19 protein-coding genes are annotated in these 17473 nt (G+C 39.2%); 7 read left to right on the top strand and 12 right to left on the bottom strand.

The genetic code is table 11. The annotated features are described in order from the left end of the window. A complete protein-coding gene (locus FJR45_RS01130) occupies positions 1-1239 on the top strand; it encodes a PP2C family protein-serine/threonine phosphatase (protein ID WP_193150983.1) in 1239 nt (412 codons plus the stop codon). 84 nt (positions 1240-1323) lie between these two features. After that, positions 1324-2628: a malic enzyme-like NAD(P)-binding protein gene (locus FJR45_RS01135; RefSeq protein ID WP_193150984.1), complete on the top strand. Its 1305-nt coding sequence runs from the start codon at positions 1324-1326 to the stop codon at positions 2626-2628. A 180-nt stretch (positions 2629-2808) separates the two neighbouring features. Here FJR45_RS01135 and FJR45_RS01140 read toward each other — a convergent pair whose 3' ends face one another. After that, positions 2809-3450 (bottom strand): MqnA/MqnD/SBP family protein, encoded by a 642-nt coding sequence (locus FJR45_RS01140; RefSeq protein ID WP_193150985.1) that lies wholly within the window; start codon positions 3448-3450, stop codon positions 2809-2811. Positions 3451-3515: 65 nt separating this feature from the next. Here FJR45_RS01140 and FJR45_RS01145 point away from each other — a divergent pair, with 65 nt between their 5' ends. The 4 genes from FJR45_RS01145 to FJR45_RS01160 are packed head-to-tail and all read left to right on the top strand — an operon-like array spanning position 3516 to position 5955. After that, on the top strand, positions 3516-3737 hold the full coding sequence (locus FJR45_RS01145; RefSeq protein WP_193151865.1) for a MoaD/ThiS family protein: 222 nt from the start codon (positions 3516-3518) through the stop codon (positions 3735-3737). A 3-nt stretch (positions 3738-3740) separates the two neighbouring features. Further along, the gene (locus FJR45_RS01150) at positions 3741-4187 is read left to right on the top strand and encodes a molybdopterin synthase catalytic subunit (protein ID WP_193150986.1); all 447 of its coding nucleotides are present in this window, start codon (positions 3741-3743) and stop codon (positions 4185-4187) included. Beyond that, a complete protein-coding gene (locus FJR45_RS01155) occupies positions 4184-5410 on the top strand; it encodes a molybdopterin molybdotransferase MoeA (protein ID WP_193150987.1) in 1227 nt (408 codons plus the stop codon). Before FJR45_RS01150 ends, FJR45_RS01155 begins: the two co-directional genes overlap by 4 nt. Continuing rightward, complete coding sequence (locus FJR45_RS01160; RefSeq protein WP_193150988.1) at positions 5410-5955, top strand: hypothetical protein; 546 nt, start codon at positions 5410-5412, stop codon at positions 5953-5955. Before FJR45_RS01155 ends, FJR45_RS01160 begins: the two co-directional genes overlap by 1 nt. Before the next feature lie 12 nt (positions 5956-5967). Here FJR45_RS01160 and FJR45_RS01165 read toward each other — a convergent pair whose 3' ends face one another. The 3 genes from FJR45_RS01165 to FJR45_RS01175 are packed head-to-tail and all read right to left on the bottom strand — an operon-like array spanning position 5968 to position 8532. Further along, positions 5968-6390, bottom strand: a complete 423-nt coding sequence (locus FJR45_RS01165) for a hypothetical protein (protein WP_193150989.1) — start codon at positions 6388-6390, stop codon at positions 5968-5970. A gap of 11 nt (positions 6391-6401) precedes the next feature. Continuing rightward, the gene (locus FJR45_RS01170) at positions 6402-7148 is read right to left on the bottom strand and encodes a Rieske 2Fe-2S domain-containing protein (protein ID WP_193150990.1); all 747 of its coding nucleotides are present in this window, start codon (positions 7146-7148) and stop codon (positions 6402-6404) included. A 13-nt stretch (positions 7149-7161) separates the two neighbouring features. Continuing rightward, on the bottom strand, positions 7162-8532 hold the full coding sequence (locus FJR45_RS01175) for an FAD-dependent oxidoreductase (protein ID WP_193150991.1): 1371 nt from the start codon (positions 8530-8532) through the stop codon (positions 7162-7164). 381 nt (positions 8533-8913) lie between these two features. Here FJR45_RS01175 and FJR45_RS01180 point away from each other — a divergent pair, with 381 nt between their 5' ends. Next, positions 8914-10119 (top strand): glucose-6-phosphate isomerase, encoded by a 1206-nt coding sequence (locus FJR45_RS01180; protein ID WP_264299328.1) that lies wholly within the window; start codon positions 8914-8916, stop codon positions 10117-10119. Here FJR45_RS01180 and FJR45_RS01185 read toward each other — a convergent pair. From FJR45_RS01185 to cysQ, 8 genes are read right to left on the bottom strand one after another with little or no spacing between them, the layout of a single operon-like run. Beyond that, positions 10102-11046: a capsular polysaccharide export protein, LipB/KpsS family gene (locus FJR45_RS01185; RefSeq protein WP_226966448.1), complete on the bottom strand. Its 945-nt coding sequence runs from the start codon at positions 11044-11046 to the stop codon at positions 10102-10104. The two genes, FJR45_RS01180 and FJR45_RS01185, sit on opposite strands and share 18 nt — an antisense overlap. Further along, on the bottom strand, positions 11039-11992 hold the full coding sequence (locus tag FJR45_RS01190; RefSeq protein ID WP_193150994.1) for a glycosyltransferase family 2 protein: 954 nt from the start codon (positions 11990-11992) through the stop codon (positions 11039-11041). The genes FJR45_RS01185 and FJR45_RS01190 overlap by 8 nt, the downstream gene beginning before the upstream one ends. Before the next feature lie 4 nt (positions 11993-11996). After that, positions 11997-13037 carry a dTDP-glucose 4,6-dehydratase gene (rfbB, locus tag FJR45_RS01195; RefSeq protein WP_193150995.1) on the bottom strand — a complete coding sequence of 347 codons (1041 nt, stop codon included), beginning with the start codon at positions 13035-13037 and terminating at the stop codon, positions 11997-11999. A gap of 1 nt (position 13038) precedes the next feature. Then, positions 13039-13935, bottom strand: a complete 897-nt coding sequence (gene rfbD / locus FJR45_RS01200) for a dTDP-4-dehydrorhamnose reductase (RefSeq protein WP_193150996.1) — start codon at positions 13933-13935, stop codon at positions 13039-13041. After that, a complete protein-coding gene (gene rfbC, locus FJR45_RS01205; RefSeq protein WP_193150997.1) occupies positions 13928-14503 on the bottom strand; it encodes a dTDP-4-dehydrorhamnose 3,5-epimerase in 576 nt (191 codons plus the stop codon). Before rfbC ends, rfbD begins: the two co-directional genes overlap by 8 nt. Next, on the bottom strand, positions 14500-15390 hold the full coding sequence (gene rfbA, locus FJR45_RS01210; RefSeq protein WP_193150998.1) for a glucose-1-phosphate thymidylyltransferase RfbA: 891 nt from the start codon (positions 15388-15390) through the stop codon (positions 14500-14502). Before rfbA ends, rfbC begins: the two co-directional genes overlap by 4 nt. Then, positions 15387-16598: a glucose-6-phosphate isomerase gene (locus tag FJR45_RS01215; RefSeq protein ID WP_193150999.1), complete on the bottom strand. Its 1212-nt coding sequence runs from the start codon at positions 16596-16598 to the stop codon at positions 15387-15389. The genes rfbA and FJR45_RS01215 overlap by 4 nt, the downstream gene beginning before the upstream one ends. Before the next feature lie 9 nt (positions 16599-16607). After that, positions 16608-17363: a 3'(2'),5'-bisphosphate nucleotidase CysQ gene (cysQ, locus tag FJR45_RS01220; protein WP_193151000.1), complete on the bottom strand. Its 756-nt coding sequence runs from the start codon at positions 17361-17363 to the stop codon at positions 16608-16610. Between the last annotated feature and the right edge of the window lie 110 nt (positions 17364-17473).

The following is a 17473-nucleotide window of genomic DNA, read 5'->3' on the forward strand; positions in this document are numbered from 1 at the left end:
ATGCAGGAAAAGAGTAGAGAAAAATCATTGCAGGAGGAGAAAGATGCCTATGCCAGCTATCAAGAAGAGCTGGCATTTCAAAAAGAGCTCAATATCCTGAGAAATGATTTTTATTACAAGATGATTGATTCTAAAGAGATTTCACTGGTAGACTTTTTTTATCAGCCTCTTGATACACTGAGTGGGGATGCCTATTCTGCCCGAAGAATCAATGCAGACAAAACTTTTTATTTTCTTGTTGACGGGATGGGAAAGGGATTGAGTGCTTCGCTCAGTGCTATGGCTGTGACAGTCTTTGTCAATCATTTGATAGACAAAATGATAGAGTATGAGAATTTCAGTCTTGATATCCTGATTCAAGAGTCTATGGACTTTATGAAGCCTATCTTGCTTGATGAGGAGGCTCTGTCTGTAGACTATATTTTATTTGACAATTACTCTTTTGAATTGGAATATGCAAAATTTGCAATGCCGCCTTTTTTGCTTGAAGACAATGCAAACAATGTGATAAAAATAAAATCAAACAATCCGCCGATGAGCAAGTGGAGCGAAACATACAAGATAGACAACTGCTCTGTAAAAAATATCCACAAGTTTCTTTTTTACAGTGACGGCATCGTAGAAAACAGCACCCTGGAAGGCGTGGCATATAACAGTTTTATTGAAAATGATTTCATAGACTCTTTCACAAGAGAAGAGATGAAAAAACATGTGTTGGACAAAATTGCCACACAGGAAGATGATTTTACTTTTATATTTATCAACAGGCTGGAATTAAACGAAACAACACTGATCAGTGCAAAGGTTTTTGAAACAAGTCTTGACGCCGTCGAAGAAGCAAACAGCTGGTATGAAAGTATTTGCCAGAATCATTGCAGCGGGCTCGCTTTTAATGAGCTTTTTACGAATGCATACGAGCATGGAAATCTGGGCATTGACTCTGAAATAAAACATCAGTTGCTTGAGCAGGACAAATATTTTGAGACACTGGTTTCGCTTGAAAAAGAGTGTACAAAAAAAATAACCGTAAAAATCTACAATATCAAAACTGCATCTGCCCAATACAGAGTGACACAAATCACAGATGAGGGAGAGGGATTTGACACAAACCAGCTGGCGACAATATTTAGAAATTCAAAAAAATTCAATGGCCGCGGAGTTTTTGTCTCCCGTAAAAACTCTATGGGCATATACTATAACTCAAAAGGCAACAGTGTCCTTTTTCTGACAAAGATCTAAAAGTCTCTGTTTTTCGGAACCGGTACTTCAGTGCCGGCTGGTATTGGCAACAGATTTGCAATATAAACAACAAGGATAACAATCATGGCAGAAAAACCATCATTTCAACAGGCATCACTGGATTACCACAAAGCCAAAAGCGAGTTTGACACAAACGGAAAGACAGGAACACTGCTGACAAAACCATGCACAACACAAGAAGAGTTGGCAATGGCCTACAGTCCCGGTGTTGCCTACCCCTGTCTGGAGATACAAAAAGATGCAAATCTTGCCTATGAATATACCAACAAAGGAAACCTGGTTGCGGTAATAAGTGACGGGACAGCTGTTTTGGGTCTTGGTGACATAGGTCATTTGGCGGGAAAACCGGTTATGGAGGGCAAAGGTGTTTTGTTTAAATCTTTTGCAAATGTAGATGCGGTAGATATTGAGCTCAATACAAAAGATCCGGATGAAATTATAAAAATTATTGCAGCCATGGCAGACAGTTTTGGCGGTATCAATCTTGAAGATATCTCGGCACCAAGGTGTTTTGAAATAGAAGAACGCCTCAAAGAGATTTGCAATGTTCCTGTTTTCCATGATGACCAGCACGGAACAGCCGTGATTACAACAGCCGGACTGATGAATGTCATTGAAATGAGCGGCAAAAAAGCAGAGAATTTAAAAGTTGTCATTATCGGTGCGGGGGCTGCAGGTATCGCCTGTGCAAAGATGTATAAAAAACTGGGGATCAAAAACATTACAATGCTGGACTCCAAAGGGGTTATTCACAGTGGCAGAAGTGATCTGAACAGATACAAAAAACTGTTTGCCCTTGAGACAACAGACAGAACGCTGGGAGATGCGATGAAAAATGCAGATATGGTGCTGGGACTCTCCCGCCCTGACCTTATCACACCCCAAATGGTAAAATCCATGTCCCGGACAAATCCGATTATTTTCGCCTGTGCCAATCCAAATCCAGAAATTACACCGGCAGAGGCAAAAGCCGCCCGTCCGGATGTTATTATAGGCACCGGCAGAAGTGATTACCCAAATCAGGTAAACAATGTGCTCGGTTTTCCGCAGATTTTTCGTGGTGCATTGGATGTAAGAGCAACAAAAATTACTGAAAATATGAAACTTGCAGCATCGCATGCTTTGGCCGCTCTGGCAAAGGAGGCTGTTCCCGAACAGGTAAAACAGGCGCATCACAGACAAAACATGGAGTTCGGACATGAATACATTATTCCCTCGCCTTTTGACAGACGGGTTTTGGTCTATGTCGCTTCAGCAGTTGCCAAAGCAGCGATACAAGACGGTGTTGCCCGAGTGAAAGATTTTGACACTGAGGCATACAAGATAAAACTGCAAAGATTAGCAGATCATCTCGACGGAAAAATTTAAGCGTCTTCTTTGGAGCCCGGGTTTTAACCTGGATTTGAGTCTTTAAAGAGACAAAGCCCGCACTGAAGTACGGGTTCCAAAAAAGTTACTGAACGTAATGTGATCCAGGAACTCGTATTTTATTGTCGGCTGTTGCACCATTTTGTAAATTAATCGGAATCGGTACTTCAGTGCCGACTGTTAGAGTATTTTGTAAAACTTCTTAAGCCCTTTTTTTGCCTTGTAGTCAAGTTTATAAGAGATAAGCTGTAGATACTCAAGTATCTCCTTCGGTGCAATATATGTCTTTTTGGCCGCTTTTTGCAGGAGATACTGCGGGATTTTCACCTCTCTTTTGAGGAACGCTTTTTCTATTTTTTTGTACTGCTTTTTATCTTTGTGATAACATAAAAGGGCAAAAACAAAAGGCAGATGATATTTTTCATTCCACAGTTGTGCCAAATCAATATAGTCATTATCAGCAAGCGCATAACGCAGTGCCTTGTCTCCTATGAGCACTTCACCCTTTACATGTAAAAGCTCTGCCAAAAGATTGGATGAGGCAGACTCTGCATCTTTTTTATCTGTATCTGAGGGGATGACTATGACACTTTTTACCTCTTTTTTTGCAATGATACCCAGGTTTACATGTAAAGAGTTTTTTGCTTTGACACTTGAGATAAATGCGGCATCAACACGCCTGTTCACAAAGGCATCGTTTATTTTTGCCGGAACATTTTTTTTGTATTCCATAAGAAGTTTTTGCTGGGTACTTCGTGTAAAACGCTTCATAAAAACATGAAAAGGCAAGAGGTTGAGATATTCTATTTTTCCAAAAATCATGCGTAATTATACAGCACTTAACTTATCTTAGATATAATTGTATGAATAAAAATGAGGATGTTGTTTTGGTAAGAGTAGAATTTTTAGGACCGATACAAAAAGAGGCACTGGAACTGGAGATAAAAAATCTCAATGAACTGGCAGCAATTTTACAAAAAGACGAAGAGGTAAAAGAGTGGCTTGACAACTGTGCTGTAGCCGTCAACGACAATCTGGTGACCTCTTTGGAGTGTGAACTCAAAAACGGAGATAAAATCTCTTTGCTGCCACCTGTGTGCGGAGGGTGATTCTTGTTGAATTTATATGACGGGGCACTTGATGTTCCTGCTATCTTAAAAGAGTGGTATGAAACAGAAGCAACAAGCAACTATGGTGCATATATTCCTTTTGTGGGAACGGTGCGCAGTGAAGACGGCATTGACGGGCTGAGTTTCGATATATATGAACCGATTTTGACATCATGGTTTGAGAACTGGCAGAAAAAAGCAGCAGAAAAAGGTGCTGTGGTCAAAATGGCCCACTCCCGTGGAGATGTGCTTTTGCATGAGTCATCATACATTGCAGCGGTTTTTTCACCAAAAAGACGGGTAGCTCTGGAACTTATAGATGAATTTGTAGAAGATTTCAAAGCATCAGCACCGATATGGAAATATGATTTGAAAAACGGACAGAGAGTGTATGCAAAAGAGCGTTCAATAGCTATAAAAGGCAGCGGAATTTTAGGAGCAAAAGCATGAGTATAACAGGAAGTGATTTTATCTCTTTTGAGACAAGCCAAAATATGCTGGAACTTTTACAGGTAAACAACCACCGGTATGAAAGAGTTCCTTTGAGTGATGCGCTTGGGCGTGTTTTGGCAGAGGATATTGTGGCTGAATTTAATGACCCTCAGTTTCCTACTGCTTCCATGGACGGGTATGCGGTGCGTTATGAGGATTTGGACAAAGGCACGCTTGCTGTTCTTGGTGACAATCCTGCAGGACATGATGAGATCCGTGTATTGTCTGCGGGTGAATCCATTAAAACTTTTACGGGTTCTATGATGCCGCAGGGGAGTGATACCCTTATACAGATAGAGAATGTCAGTTATAACGACGGTACAATAGTGATCAATGAAATGGTTGAAAAAGGAAATGCCGTGCGTCCTGTCGGCGAAGGATATGCAGCAGGCGATGTGCTCATTCAAAAAGGTACAAATATAGGCTTTGCCGAAATCGGTGTCATGGCAGGGCTTAACCAGGTGATGGTAAAAGTGGCACTGCGTCCCCGTGTGGCGGTCATCGCAACCGGAAGTGAGATCCTTGATCTGGGTGAAAACTCGGATAATCCCGCCCAAATAAGAAGCTCAAACAACTATACGCTTGCCGCGCTTTTTGAGTCAGCCGGTGCAGAGGTCATACAGCTTGGAACGGCACCCGATGACAGAGATGCCATTATGAAAACATTTGAGAATGCTTTGGAGTCTGCGGATATTTTGGTCAGCACCGGAGGCGTCAGTGTCGGAGATTATGATTTTGTAAAAGATATTATTCCGCGCCTTGGTGCCGAAGTTGTCTACAAAGGTGTCGGTATCAAACCCGGGCGTCACATTATGGTTGCACAGCGCGGGCATAAATTTATTTTGGCATTGCCGGGATTTGCCTACTCTTCAACGGTGACGGCTGTTTTATATGCTCTGCCTCTGATTGCAAAAATGCTTGGCAAAAAGGCTCCCTATAAAACGGTTGCGGCAAAACTGCAAGAAGATTTTACAAAACGAAGCAAATTTACAGAGTTTACCGCATGTAATGTTGTGATAGAAGACGGTGAATATTTTGTTAATTTTAAAGGCAAAAAAGTAGGCAGTTCTGCTATTTTGACAAATATGCTTGACGAGAGCGCACTGATGATTACAGGTGAAGAGGACAGATTTCTAGAAGCCGGAACATCTGTAAATGTTATTTTGTTGGATACTTTTTAATGAAAGCGCTGAGTATTGACAACCAGACACTGGCAGTACAAGAGATTGATATTACCATGGCGGCAAATACCGTCTATACCTTTTTCAGTTCAATTTTAATTGATGAGCTGGCAGGTCTCAAAGAGCATGTCATCTATGCAGATGCAAATGCTCTGAGTGAAAAGAAAAAGCCCTATTTTATCGGAGAACAGCTTGTTTTGGGGGATGCCCTGATTCTGGGAAGAGATGGTTTTGACGATGTAGATGCCAAAATCGCAAAAAAGGAGCTGCTGGCTCTCATTCATCCGGATGTCAATGCCTTTTACAAAGAGGTACTGGAGTTGCTTGCCGATACAGATATAAATCTCTACAAAACATTCACGGTAGAAAAAAACGGCGAAAAAATTGCGCTCAATACCGAATGGGTACTCTATACATTTAATATCGCAGATGAGAGAACAAAAGAGTATTTTATAAATGAGTTGCAAAAAGCAGTCACAGCAAAAAGCAAAGTAGCAGAGTATATGCAAAAAATGGCACAACTCGCTATGAATGTCGCAGCATAACCCACTGTTTTTTTACTTCAATTTCCAGGCATTGGCTCTTATTCTGGAGTGACATGAGGTACACTGCCTGATAATCTGTGAATAATCTTCTATGGCATCATCTATGTTTTCGTTACTCAGTGATACAATCATATCATCTGCATACATTGTTATCATTTTTGCCCTTTTTTGGGCAAATTTGTCTGCATACGCTTCATTTGCAGGAAGGTAACTTCTTGCATCTGTTGTTGTCAGCGAACCAATTGCATTTTTTAATTTATTGACGCCGTCTATCATGCCTTCCTTGTTGTAATAGAATCCTGCCGTTTGAATCTGATTGACTGCTTTTAGCATCTTGCGCATATCTGAAGCAAGTTCGGACTGCTTGAGCGTGTCGCCTGCCTGAAGAGACGAAGAAAAGATGAAAATTGCTATCATGATGAGTAGTGACTTCACTTTGCTATCCTTTAGTATCTTATAATATCTTTTGTAAACTCTGCAAGAGTTACAGTCTGGGCTTTGTCTTTTACAAGTTTTTTTGCTTTTCTTTTTCCGCCATACTGTTCTTTGAGCTCTGGTTTGAATGCTCTGAAAAACTCATGAAATTTATCTGCTCCCAAAACACCGACAGCCCATAAAGTATCATCATTATGATGCTCCAATACGATCGAAGCCAAAGGCTGCGGTGCCGGACCGCCAAGAACTTTCGCTCCTTTTTTTGGATCATACACCGATAAATGAGAGCCACAAACGATTACCTCTCCTTTGTCATGGCAGGGCATACTTTTGGTGCATCCCATCGTTTTGCCCCCTGTTTTGAGGTACGATATAAATGTGTCACTTTTGTTGATATGTGTAAGCTGGTGCGGGCAGATGGACGAAAAAGCAACAATGTTTCTTTCTTTGCCAACGCCGCCTTTCCAAATATATTGGACACCGTCTTCACTTGTCAGTTTCACATTTTTCTCTGTAGGATGAGGCAGGGCAATCAACATACAGCTGGTTCCCGCATACGGATAGTTAAAAACATAATTAACCTCTTTGTCCAGCTGTGATGCCAGCAAAGGCTTGCCCTCGGCATCTGTCAGTTGTACTTTCTTGTAGGATGTATAGAGTGTACCATCCTCCGCATAGAGTCTGCCCTCTATCAAAGAAGGTGCTACAGCGACAACGCCAACACCTCCGACTACTTTTAAAAAGTCTCTTCTTTGCATGCAAAACTCCATATTATGCGTTAAACATATCTCTAAACATACCTTTTGCCCATTCATTCAGAGCTTTTCCGTTGTTCAATCCTGTCTTTCCGCGCCACTGTTGAGAAAGATCAACATTGGTAAATCCTTTTAGTTTTTTGCCCTCAAACTCATACTCTGCTCTGACAGAAATCGCATGAATCGGTCTGGCGGAAACAGCAGAGTAGCAGACTGTAAGTGGTGATTTCCACGGAATGTCTTTTTTCCCGTTGACTCTCTGTGCTATAAGTTTTCCGATATAATGCCCTTCCGAATTTGAGGTATTGCCTGATTTGGAGTAGCCCATCGGACGGGCATCACCGGAAACAAAAATATCTTTTTCGCCGATAACCTCATAAGTAAACGGATCGATATTGCCTACTTTTTTGTTAAACACATTGTCTTTTGCAACGCCACACACTTCCAGAAGTTTTCCGCCTCTGACATGCGGATAAAAGGCGGCATCTTCAAATGAATACTCTTCGTCAAATTCGCCTGCAACAACAACTTTCTTATCTAAATCTATACTCATAATCTTAGAGTTTGGATGATACTCAATGTAATCTTTGTACATTTCGTCAAAAGAAGACTGGAAGCCCTCCTTTTTAATCGTAATATCCGGATTTTCATCAAGCAGTATTACCTTGCCCTCTATTTCATTTTTCTTAAAATAATCGGCAATCAGACATGCTCTTTCATAAGGTGCAGGCAGACATCTGTAATTTCCGCCCGGAACTGTCAGTATGAAATTACCGCCTTCAAAATCTTCCAGTTTTGCTTTGAGTGTCATATGCTCGCTTCCCGGAATAAATGCTGCAGGATACTCACTGCGAAGTCTCTGTTCTGTAACTGTGTCAACATTCCATGCACTGTAATCGTAGTCTATCCCCGGAGCCAATACAAGATAGTCATATTTTATGTCTCCGTTGCTTGTTTTGATGATTTTGTTTGCTTTGTCTATACCGATTGCCGTAGCATTAAAGTATGTATATTTATTTTCACGGGCTGCTTGCAGATAATCATGTGTCAAGAACTCCAGATCAACTTCACCGACAAGATACAGGTTGCTTATAGGACAGGATATAAACTCTGTTCTTTGTTCCACTAAAACAACATCTGCATTCGGTGCGAATTTTTTCGTGTATTTTGCAACAGACAAACCGCTCCATCCGCCACCTACAACAACAACTCTTTTTCCGGTTGCCGGAGGAAGAGGAGCCGGTGTTCCCATACCTACACTGCTGTTTGTTTTGTTTTCTTTTTTTGAGGGTTTTGCTTCACCATAAGCACATCCGGTCAAAGTTGTAGCAGCTGCAGCTACGCTGATAGCACCAAGTCTCAGGGCATCTCTACGATTCATATTCATTTCATTCTCCTGTAAGATTAGATTTAGGAAAATAGTATTACTGCTTCTCTTAAGTAATCTTAAAATATAAAATTAATTTATAATATTAAAGGATTGTTCTTCTGATAATTATAAATATATATTATAATTATCTACTTTGTGGCTTTTGTGATGAAGTCAAATTCTCTGCCAGGTGGGAGTTTCTGAACATTTTGAGTTTATTAAAAACAATATTATCACAAAAATATAATATCTCAACAAATTTTCACTAATGAGTAGAAAAGTAACACAGAAACATCTTCTGTTTAGTATTAATTTAAGCAAAAGAGAGTAAAATACAACTAAAATAAATAAAAAAGACGGGGATGGGATTTGCAATACAGGAACAACTTTAATTCAACAATGTTAGACAAAGAACTTTTTAGTGCAATTGTAAAAGAAAAAGAAGAGAGAGGGTATTACAATCTTCCGTTTAAAGATACTACTGCCTTTAAAGAGTATGCTGCAACAGTAAAACAAAACAATGTTGTTGTGATAGGGATAGGCGGCAGTACATTAGGAACATATGCCATATACCAGTTTTTAAAACACTCTAAAGAATTGACAAAAGAGCTCTTTTTTTTAGAGACAACAGATCCTATAGATATACAATCCAAAATGAAAAATATTGACGTGGAAGATACCCTTTTTATAGTGATATCAAAATCCGGAACTACCCTTGAAACTGTCGCTTTATTTAAATATGTCAACTCTCTTGTAAAATGTGACAAGCATAATACAGTAGTGATAACAGAAAATGACTCCAAATTAAACACATATGCCCAGGCAAACGGTATGAAAATGTTTGAAATTCCAAAAAATGTCGGCGGCAGGTTCTCTGTTTTGAGTGCTGTGGGACTGCTCCCGCTTGCAATAGTGGGAATCGATATAGATACCCTGCTCAGAGGCGCGAAAAATGTCCATGATTCATTTTTTGAAGAGAGTGATTTGGAACAAAATGATGATTCGCTTTCAATAAAGAAAAGAGTGTTGAAAAAAGCAAGATTCTTTGCCGAGTACAAAAACAGTTTTAATATTAATGTGGTTTTTTCATATTCGTCACGTTTGGAAGGCTTCAATAAATGGTACATTCAACTCTGGGGAGAGAGTCTTGGCAAGCTGGATATAAATTCAACACACCAGGGTTTAACTCCGGTTGGCATCATAGGACCGGTAGACCAACACTCCTTTTTACAACTTATAATAGAAGGAAGAAGAGATAAAACAGTGACATTTATAAAAGTAAATGACTTCCACTGTGATCTGAGTGTTCCGGACATAACACTCAAAGGTTTGGAAGAGTTAGACTATATAAACAACATAAAGTTTTCTTCTTTGATCAATGAACAGGCAGATGCCACGATAGAAGCTATATGCAGTTTAAATGATATTCCCTGTGATGTAATGAACATAGATGATATTTCTGAGTATTCTATTGCCGGTTTGATGTATGAGTATGAACTGCTCACATCACTGACAGCAAAACTTTTACAGATAAACTGCTATAACCAGCCCGGTGTTGAGAGCGGAAAAAAGATATTGAAAGAAAAATTACTCAAAGGCCAGTAAACGTTTTAATTTGATCTCTTCGATGGTATCAAATATATCACTCTTTGTGTTCTTATAAGGGTTATGGTACTCTGTATACAAGATGTATGCAGCAGCGAAGATCTCTTCCACGCTGTGTGTCCGCACTCTCCGTTTGCAGACAGACCTGTCCTGTGTTACACCCCATCCTGCATAAAAAGGCATTCCGAAGCAGACACAGCCACATCCTGTTAAAAGCGCCTCAAAACCCATCTGTGAGGTTTTTGTATAGACTTTGTCAAAGTGCTTAAGAAGTGCAATCGGATTGAGATTCTCAGTGATGACAGTACAGCTTTTTTGAAATTTTTCTATATTTATATCAGACTTTTTTTTCCCGCTTAACACATCAGGATGAATTTTTATGTATACCTCGGCATCGGGATTTTCAGACAAAGCGGCTTCTATCATCTCATCGGTTGTAAAATTTTGAAGCATTCCATATTTCAATGAAGCATCCCCCTGTGTTTGCGCGATGACAAGGACTCTTTTTTTTTCTTTGTGAAAACGGTACTTCATTACTGTCTCTTTCGAAATCAAAGGGGCATTGTTGTACTTCGAAATATGATGGTTTTTTATAAGTGCTATAGCCTTTTTTGCATCCTCCATCAGTTTTATATCACTTGCAAAATCATAACTGTTTAAGATGTCTTCAAGATCACAAGCGGAGGTGGCATCATAGTAGATGCCGGTATTGTCTTTTACAAGAGAAAAAGAGGGTGAGCCGTCTACACCAAGTGCAACAGAGCGTATAAAGCCATCTTCGAGTAGTGTTAATTTTCCGCCAAAAGTTTTATGGCACCAAAGCGCAAAATTACCTGTTTTTTTTCTTCCCCATCCCCGAAACTCTTTTTTGGAAAAAATCTGACATATATTATAAATATAAGAAGAAATATCCGGTTTTTTAAGCATCATATCTCTTTGTCAGCAGTATTTTAAACAGCAGTTTTATTCTATATATTATATCTCTTTTTACCAGCGAATACCTGATGAGATGATAATACAAAAGAAACCCCGGATGATTAAAATCCAAATATTTTAAAAAAGCCTTGAGTGTTTTGGAGTCTTTTTGATTCGTTATTTTCGGCAAGAGCAGTTTGAGAAAATATTTTCGATTTGTTTCAAGATAGGGCAGTTTGAAATCTCTATGAAAATATTTGTTTTTCCTGTTGCGTCGCAATGTTTTTGCATTGTTGCTGCTGTTTTCATTATGGATTCTGTAATGCACAAGCTGAGTATGCAGTGTTTTTCTCTGTCCAAAGAGTTCAGCATGCAACGCGATCCAGTAATCATGAACATCGAGTTGTTCGGGAAACGGCAATACAATTTTTTTCAGTTTTTTGTTGAGCAGTAAAGTATTTCCCATCACACCGCACGGACCCAAAATATGCCCAAGATCTTTGCTGTTTTTAAGTTTGTAGTGTCTAAACTGAAAATAAGATTGATGGAGTTGGTTTCCGTCTTGATCGATCAGGCTCAAGTCTGAGTGTATGAGACATGCGGAGTTTTGCCTCAAAGCTTCCAGCTGTAAAACAGCATTCATGAGCAATTCAAGCTTGTTAGGCTGCCAAATGTCATCCTGATCCGCCAGTGCTATATACTCTTCCTGGCAGTCAGATAAAAGTTTTTCAAAGTTTTTTACAAATCCCCTGTTTTTTTCATTAATCGTATAAGTGATTTTTTCAGGATATCGATCTGTATATGTTTGAACTATCTTTATGGTTGCATCTTCTGAACAGTCATCAGAAATATATAGCTTAAAATTTTGATATGTTTGGGAAAATATAGAGTCTAACTGCTGCTTTAGATACTTTTCGCCATTACAGGTAGCCATAAGTACAGCAACAGTCTTTTTCATGAAGTTATTTTTGATATTTTTCCAAATACCACTCAACAGTTTTTATGATTCCACTGTCAAAATTCTCATCAGCCTTCCAGCCAAGTTCATCTTCAAGCTTTGTAGCGTCAATGGCATATCGTCTGTCATGCCCGGCTCTGTCTTCTACAAAGCTGATAAGCTCTTTATAGCTCCCCCTGTCTATATTTTCATGTGCAGGTACTTTTCTATCGAGTATGGTTGTTATAGCATCAACTATCTGAAGATTTGTTCTTTCGTTTCTGCCGCCAATATTATAAACATTTCCCTCTTTTCCTGTATGATAGACAAGATCGATACCCTTGCAGTGGTCAAGTACATAAAGCCAGTCTCTTATGTTTTTTCCGTCTCCGTAGATGGGGATGTCTTCTCCTGCGAGTGCTTTTCGTATGATAGTAGGAATGAGCTTCTCGTCATGCTGCTTTGGACCATAGTTGTTTGAACAGTTTGTTATCACTGTATTCATGCCATATGTCTCCTGATATGAACGAACTATCATATCACTGCTTGCTTTTGATGCTGAGTATGGAGAGTTTGGAGCGTATGGTGTCTCTTCTGTGAAAAGGTCAGTTTCGTTGAGGGTTCCATAGACTTCATCTGTACTTATGTGGTGAAATCTACACCCTTCATAATCTTTTTTATACTCAAATGGTTTTTCCATCCAATGTTTTTGTGCAACATCCAAAAGAGTAAAAGTACCGTTGACATTTGTTTCTACAAAGACACCCGGGTTTTTGATACTGTTGTCTACATGTGATTCTGCCGCAAAGTGAATCACACCTTGAATGTCGTATTCGTTAAAGATAAACTCAACAAGTTCACGGTTACAGATATCACCTTTGATAAACTTGTATCTAGGGTTGTTTTCACACTCCTGGAGGTTTTCCAGATTGCCTGCATAGGTAAGAAGATCAAGATTTACAATGTTGTATTCTTCATATTTGTCTATAAAGTAAGGAACAAAGTTACTCCCTATAAAGCCTGCACAGCCTGTTACTAAAATTGTCTTTTTATCGTTATCAAACATACTATTTTCTTTCTCCCATAATTCTTAAACATGTATCCAAACTTTCTTTCCAGTAAGGAATCTCTATAGTAAACTCTTTTTTTATCTTTGCTTTATTGAGCAGAGAATAGTGAGGGCGGGCAGCCGGAGTAGGGTACTCTTTTGTCTCTATAGGATTTATTTTGCACTCCAGTTTTGCCATTTTCATGATCTCTTTTGCAAAGTCATACCAGCTGAGCACTCCCTCATTGGAGTAGTTATAAATTTGTACTGTATTTTTTGTACTGTTGGCCGGCACTGAAGCAGCGCTTCCGATGATGTCTAAAATAACCTGTGCCAAATCTCCTGCATAGGTAGGCGTACCTACCTGGTCAAATATTACACCAAGAGAATCTTTTTCTTTGCCTAGTCTGAGCATTGTTTTTACAAAGTTATTGCCAAAAGAGCTATATACCCAGGATGTTCTTATGATAATGGAGTCTTTTGGGTTGATAGCACGCATGGCATTTTCGCCCGCAAGTTTTGTAGCTCCATAGACGCCATTTGGGTTTGTTTCATCATCTTCCACATAAGGTCTGTAGTTCTTTCCGTCAAATACATAATCTGTTGAGATATGAATGAGTCTGATATCATGCTCTTTGGAAATTTTGGCAAGATATTCTACAGCCAAATGGTTTACTCTGTCTGCACTTTCTTTCTCTTCTTCTGCTTTGTCAACAGCTGTATAGGCTGCTGCGTTGATAATAACCTTGATATTTTTTGACTCTATAAATTTTTTTACTTTTTCAAAGTCTGCTATGTCCAAATCCTGTGAAGTGGTAAAAAAACATCTGTAGTTTGCGACTAAAAATTTACTGTTTAATGCCCTCAGCTCAGAGCCCAGTTGACCGTTTGCGCCTGTAATTAAAACATTAGTCATAGTAATTCACACTATAGTCAAAAATATCATTTGTTTCGCAAAGCTTAGGCTGTACCTTGTCTTTTGCCGAGAGTTTCAGTTCATCAAGTGGCATTTTCCAGTCGATACCAAAGGCTTCATCACTAAAAAGAATGCCTCTGTCATTTTCAGGCGAATAGTAATTATCTACCTTGTATGCGAACACAGTATCATCTTCTAAAACCACAAAGGCATGGGCAAAACCTCTTGGAACCAACAGTTGGCGTTTGTTGTCACCGCTGAGTTCGACACTTACATGCTTACCAAAAGTAGGACTTCCTTTTCTTATGTCAACGGCAACATCCAAAACTCGTCCCTGAATGACTCGGACAAGCTTTGTCTGTGCTGCAGGCGCCAGTTGATAGTGCAGTCCCCGCAAAACACCGCGGGAGCTTTTAGACTCATTGTCCTGACAGAAGTTTATTTTATATCCCAAAAAATTTTCCAGTTTATCAGCCCGGAATGTTTCTACGAAATAGCCTCTTTCATCTCCATGTACTTCCGGATCTATTATAACTACATCAGGTATTTCTGTTCTTGTAAATGTCATCTTGCAATCATCCCTTCTTTTGCTCTTTTTATAAGATACTGCCCATAGCCATTCTTTTTTAATGGCTGTGCCAGTTCTATAAGCTGCTTGGCATTGATATAACCCATCTCGTGGGCTATCTCTTCTATACAGGCAACTTTCAAACCTTGTCTCTTTTCAATCGTCTGAATAAACATACCTGCTTCCAAGAGGGAGTCATGTGTGCCGGTATCAAGCCACGCATAGCCACGCCCCATCAGTTTTACCCGTAATCTCTTCTCATGTAAATACTCTTGGTTCAGTGTTGTTATCTCCAACTCACCGCGATCGGACGGTTTTACATTTTTTGCTTTTTGCACTACATCATTCGGGTAGAAATAAAGCCCAACCACAGCATAGTTACTTTTTGGATTTTTAGGTTTTTCTTCCAGGGATATCACTTCACCTTTGTCGTTAAACTCTGCTACACCATAACGTTCCGGATCATTTACATAGTATCCGTATACAGTTGCCTTGTTCTTCTCCTGTGCATTTTTCACGCTTTGGGCAAGCAGAGTTGTAAGTTGTGATCCATAAAAAATATTGTCTCCAAGAACAAGACAGACGGAACTGTTGCCTATAAACTCTTCTCCAAGTATGAATGCTTGTGCGAGTCCATCCGGAGAGGGTTGGACTTTATAACTAAAATGCATACCAATCTCTTTTCCGCTTCCTAAAAGCTTTTTAAAGTTTGGTAGATCATTCGGAGTCGAAATGATTAACACCTCTGTAATACCTGCTAACATCAGTACTGAAAGCGGATAATAGATCATTGGTTTATCATAAATCGGTACCAACTGTTTACTTACACCTTTTGTTATAGGGTAAAGTCTTGTGCCACTCCCCCCCGCTAATATTATGCCTTTCATATGTCTCCTTTATTTAATTTGTTTTTTAAAATAACTTTTCCGGATTCAACCCCCGGTTGGTTGTAGGTATTGACATGCATAAATTTTCCACATAACGAAGTTAGCAGTTCAAACTCATACATTAATGCTGCTATGGCACTTTCGTTAATTCCTTCTATAGTGATAACATCACAGGGGATGTCATGAAGATTATTTATTGCTTCTATGGTGGCATCTGCCTGATTTTTGATAAGTGAAGAAAAATTCAGATTATCCAGGTAGTCCATCTCTTCAAGTCCGTCGAGTGTAACCGAGGGTATCTTTAAATCATTATCAAAGTTTTCTACTTTTATTACAGTTAATGTTTTATCTCGTTTCCCCTCAATGACAAGTTGTAAAAACGAGTGCTGGTCTATTGGTCCTATAATCCCAACAGGTGTGAGTCCCTGTCTTACAGAATTACTGTCTACTTTCCCAAGGGATTCTCCCCAAAGTTGAATATACCATTTGTTAAAACCTTCAAGTCTTGAAGAGTAAGAGAAAACCACATTGATGTTAAAACTGTTTTTATACTCTACTAAAAATCTTGCTTTTTTGAGTAAACGTTCATAAGCCTCTTTTTTTTGAAAAAAATTGTCGTGACTTTTTTGTGCTCCTTGTAAAATTTTATCAATATCAATACCGACAATGGCTAACGGCAGTAGTCCTACTGCACTAAAAACAGAAAATCGTCCACCCACATTTTTTGGTATCTTAAAACTTCGTATATTGTTTTTTTCGGCAAAAGTTTTCAGCTTGGATCCGTCTTCTGTAACCACAACAGTATTGGTGCTGTTACATGTAATCAAAGCGTTTATATACTTAAAAATTGCTATTGTCTCAACGGTTGTGCCTGATTTTGAAATAACAACAAAGAGAGTATCTGAAAGATCTATACTTGCTACTTTCGCTTTAATATCTATGGGGTCTGTTGTCTCTAAAAAGAGAAGATTTTTGTCTAAATCTCGAGAATGCTTTAGAAATTTATATATCGCATAAGTTCCCAATGTACTCCCGCCAATTCCAATGACAACAATATTTTTCTGTGTGACGGTTTTTGCATATGTTTTATAATCAGCAGTGCTGCAAAACGGAAGATTATAATATCCTATGCTTTTTTTTTCTTCCAGGATTTCATCAAAAATCACTTCATCTGAAATGCTTGGGTTGAAGTTGTTTTTGTATTTCAAAACAGTTCCTTATTTTACTATGAACCATGGGTTTAGGAGATTGTCTTTGTTGTAGACCATTGGTTCTTTTTTCTCAAACTGCCAGGTCGTTTTTCCGGCTTCTCTCACTATTGCATCCGCAGCCGCCGTATCCCATTCCATAGTGGGTGCCAGTCTTGGGTATATGTCTGCAACTCCCTCAGCCACCATGCAGAGTTTGAGAGAACTTCCTTTGGAAACCTGTGCTGTCTCTTTTGTATCAAGGGCATCTATGAATTCCTGTGTTTCTTTTGATAAATGCGATTTTGAGGCGACTACAGACATTTTTTCTTTCGGGGAACTGTTTACATGTAAAGGCAGTTTTTGATTGTTTTTAAACGCACCTTCTCCCTGCTTTGCCTTATACATCTCCTCTATAGCCGGAGCATATACAACACCAAGAACAGGAGTGTTTTTATGAATAAGTGCTATATTTACCGTAAATTCACCATTTTTTTTGATAAACTCTTTGGTACCGTCTATGGGGTCTATACACCAGTAACACTCCCACTCTTTTCTTTCGCTGTAAGGCACTTCTTTGTTTTCTTCCGACATCAGAGGAATATCGGGGTAAAGTTTTGTCAAAGCATCACAAATTATTTTGTTTGCTTTTGTATCTGCCTCGGTAAGGGGTGACTTGTCGTCTTTATATTCTATGGTAAAATCTTTTTCATATATCTGCATAATTGCATCGCCTGCTTCTTTGGCAAGAGCTACAATCTTTTCTAAGTCTATTCTTTCTAACACAATAATCAACCTCATTTAAAATATAACTTGACAACACAGCCCGCACTGAAGTACGGGTTCCGTCCGATTCATCTGGAAGCGGTACTTCAGTGCCGCCGTGTTGCAACGAA

The organism is Sulfurimonas sediminis (assembly GCF_014905115.1).
GTDB lineage: Bacteria > Campylobacterota > Campylobacteria > Campylobacterales > Sulfurimonadaceae > Sulfurimonas > Sulfurimonas sediminis.

Bases quoted from the DNA above. Each gene is read 5' to 3' on its own strand.
- FJR45_RS01155 (WP_193150987.1), top strand. From the start codon at position 4,184: ATGAGTATAACAGGAAGTGATTTTATCTCTTTTGAGACAAGCCAAAAT.
- rfbC (WP_193150997.1), bottom strand. From the start codon at position 14,503: ATGACATTTACAAGAACAGAAATACCTGATGTAGTTATAATAGATCCG.
- FJR45_RS01185 (WP_226966448.1), bottom strand. From the start codon at position 11,046: ATGCTTAAAAAACCGGATATTTCTTCTTATATTTATAATATATGTCAG.
- rfbB (WP_193150995.1), bottom strand. From the start codon at position 13,037: ATGTTTGATAACGATAAAAAGACAATTTTAGTAACAGGCTGTGCAGGC.
- rfbD (WP_193150996.1), bottom strand. From the start codon at position 13,935: ATGACTAATGTTTTAATTACAGGCGCAAACGGTCAACTGGGCTCTGAG.
- FJR45_RS01160 (WP_193150988.1), top strand. From the start codon at position 5,410: ATGAAAGCGCTGAGTATTGACAACCAGACACTGGCAGTACAAGAGATT.
- FJR45_RS01130 (WP_193150983.1), top strand. From the start codon at position 1: ATGCAGGAAAAGAGTAGAGAAAAATCATTGCAGGAGGAGAAAGATGCC.
- FJR45_RS01180 (WP_264299328.1), top strand. From the start codon at position 8,914: ATGTTAGACAAAGAACTTTTTAGTGCAATTGTAAAAGAAAAAGAAGAG.
- FJR45_RS01140 (WP_193150985.1), bottom strand. From the start codon at position 3,450: ATGATTTTTGGAAAAATAGAATATCTCAACCTCTTGCCTTTTCATGTT.
- rfbA (WP_193150998.1), bottom strand. From the start codon at position 15,390: ATGAAAGGCATAATATTAGCGGGGGGGAGTGGCACAAGACTTTACCCT.
- FJR45_RS01175 (WP_193150991.1), bottom strand. From the start codon at position 8,532: ATGAATATGAATCGTAGAGATGCCCTGAGACTTGGTGCTATCAGCGTA.
- FJR45_RS01170 (WP_193150990.1), bottom strand. From the start codon at position 7,148: ATGCAAAGAAGAGACTTTTTAAAAGTAGTCGGAGGTGTTGGCGTTGTC.
- FJR45_RS01135 (WP_193150984.1), top strand. From the start codon at position 1,324: ATGGCAGAAAAACCATCATTTCAACAGGCATCACTGGATTACCACAAA.
- FJR45_RS01190 (WP_193150994.1), bottom strand. From the start codon at position 11,992: ATGAAAAAGACTGTTGCTGTACTTATGGCTACCTGTAATGGCGAAAAG.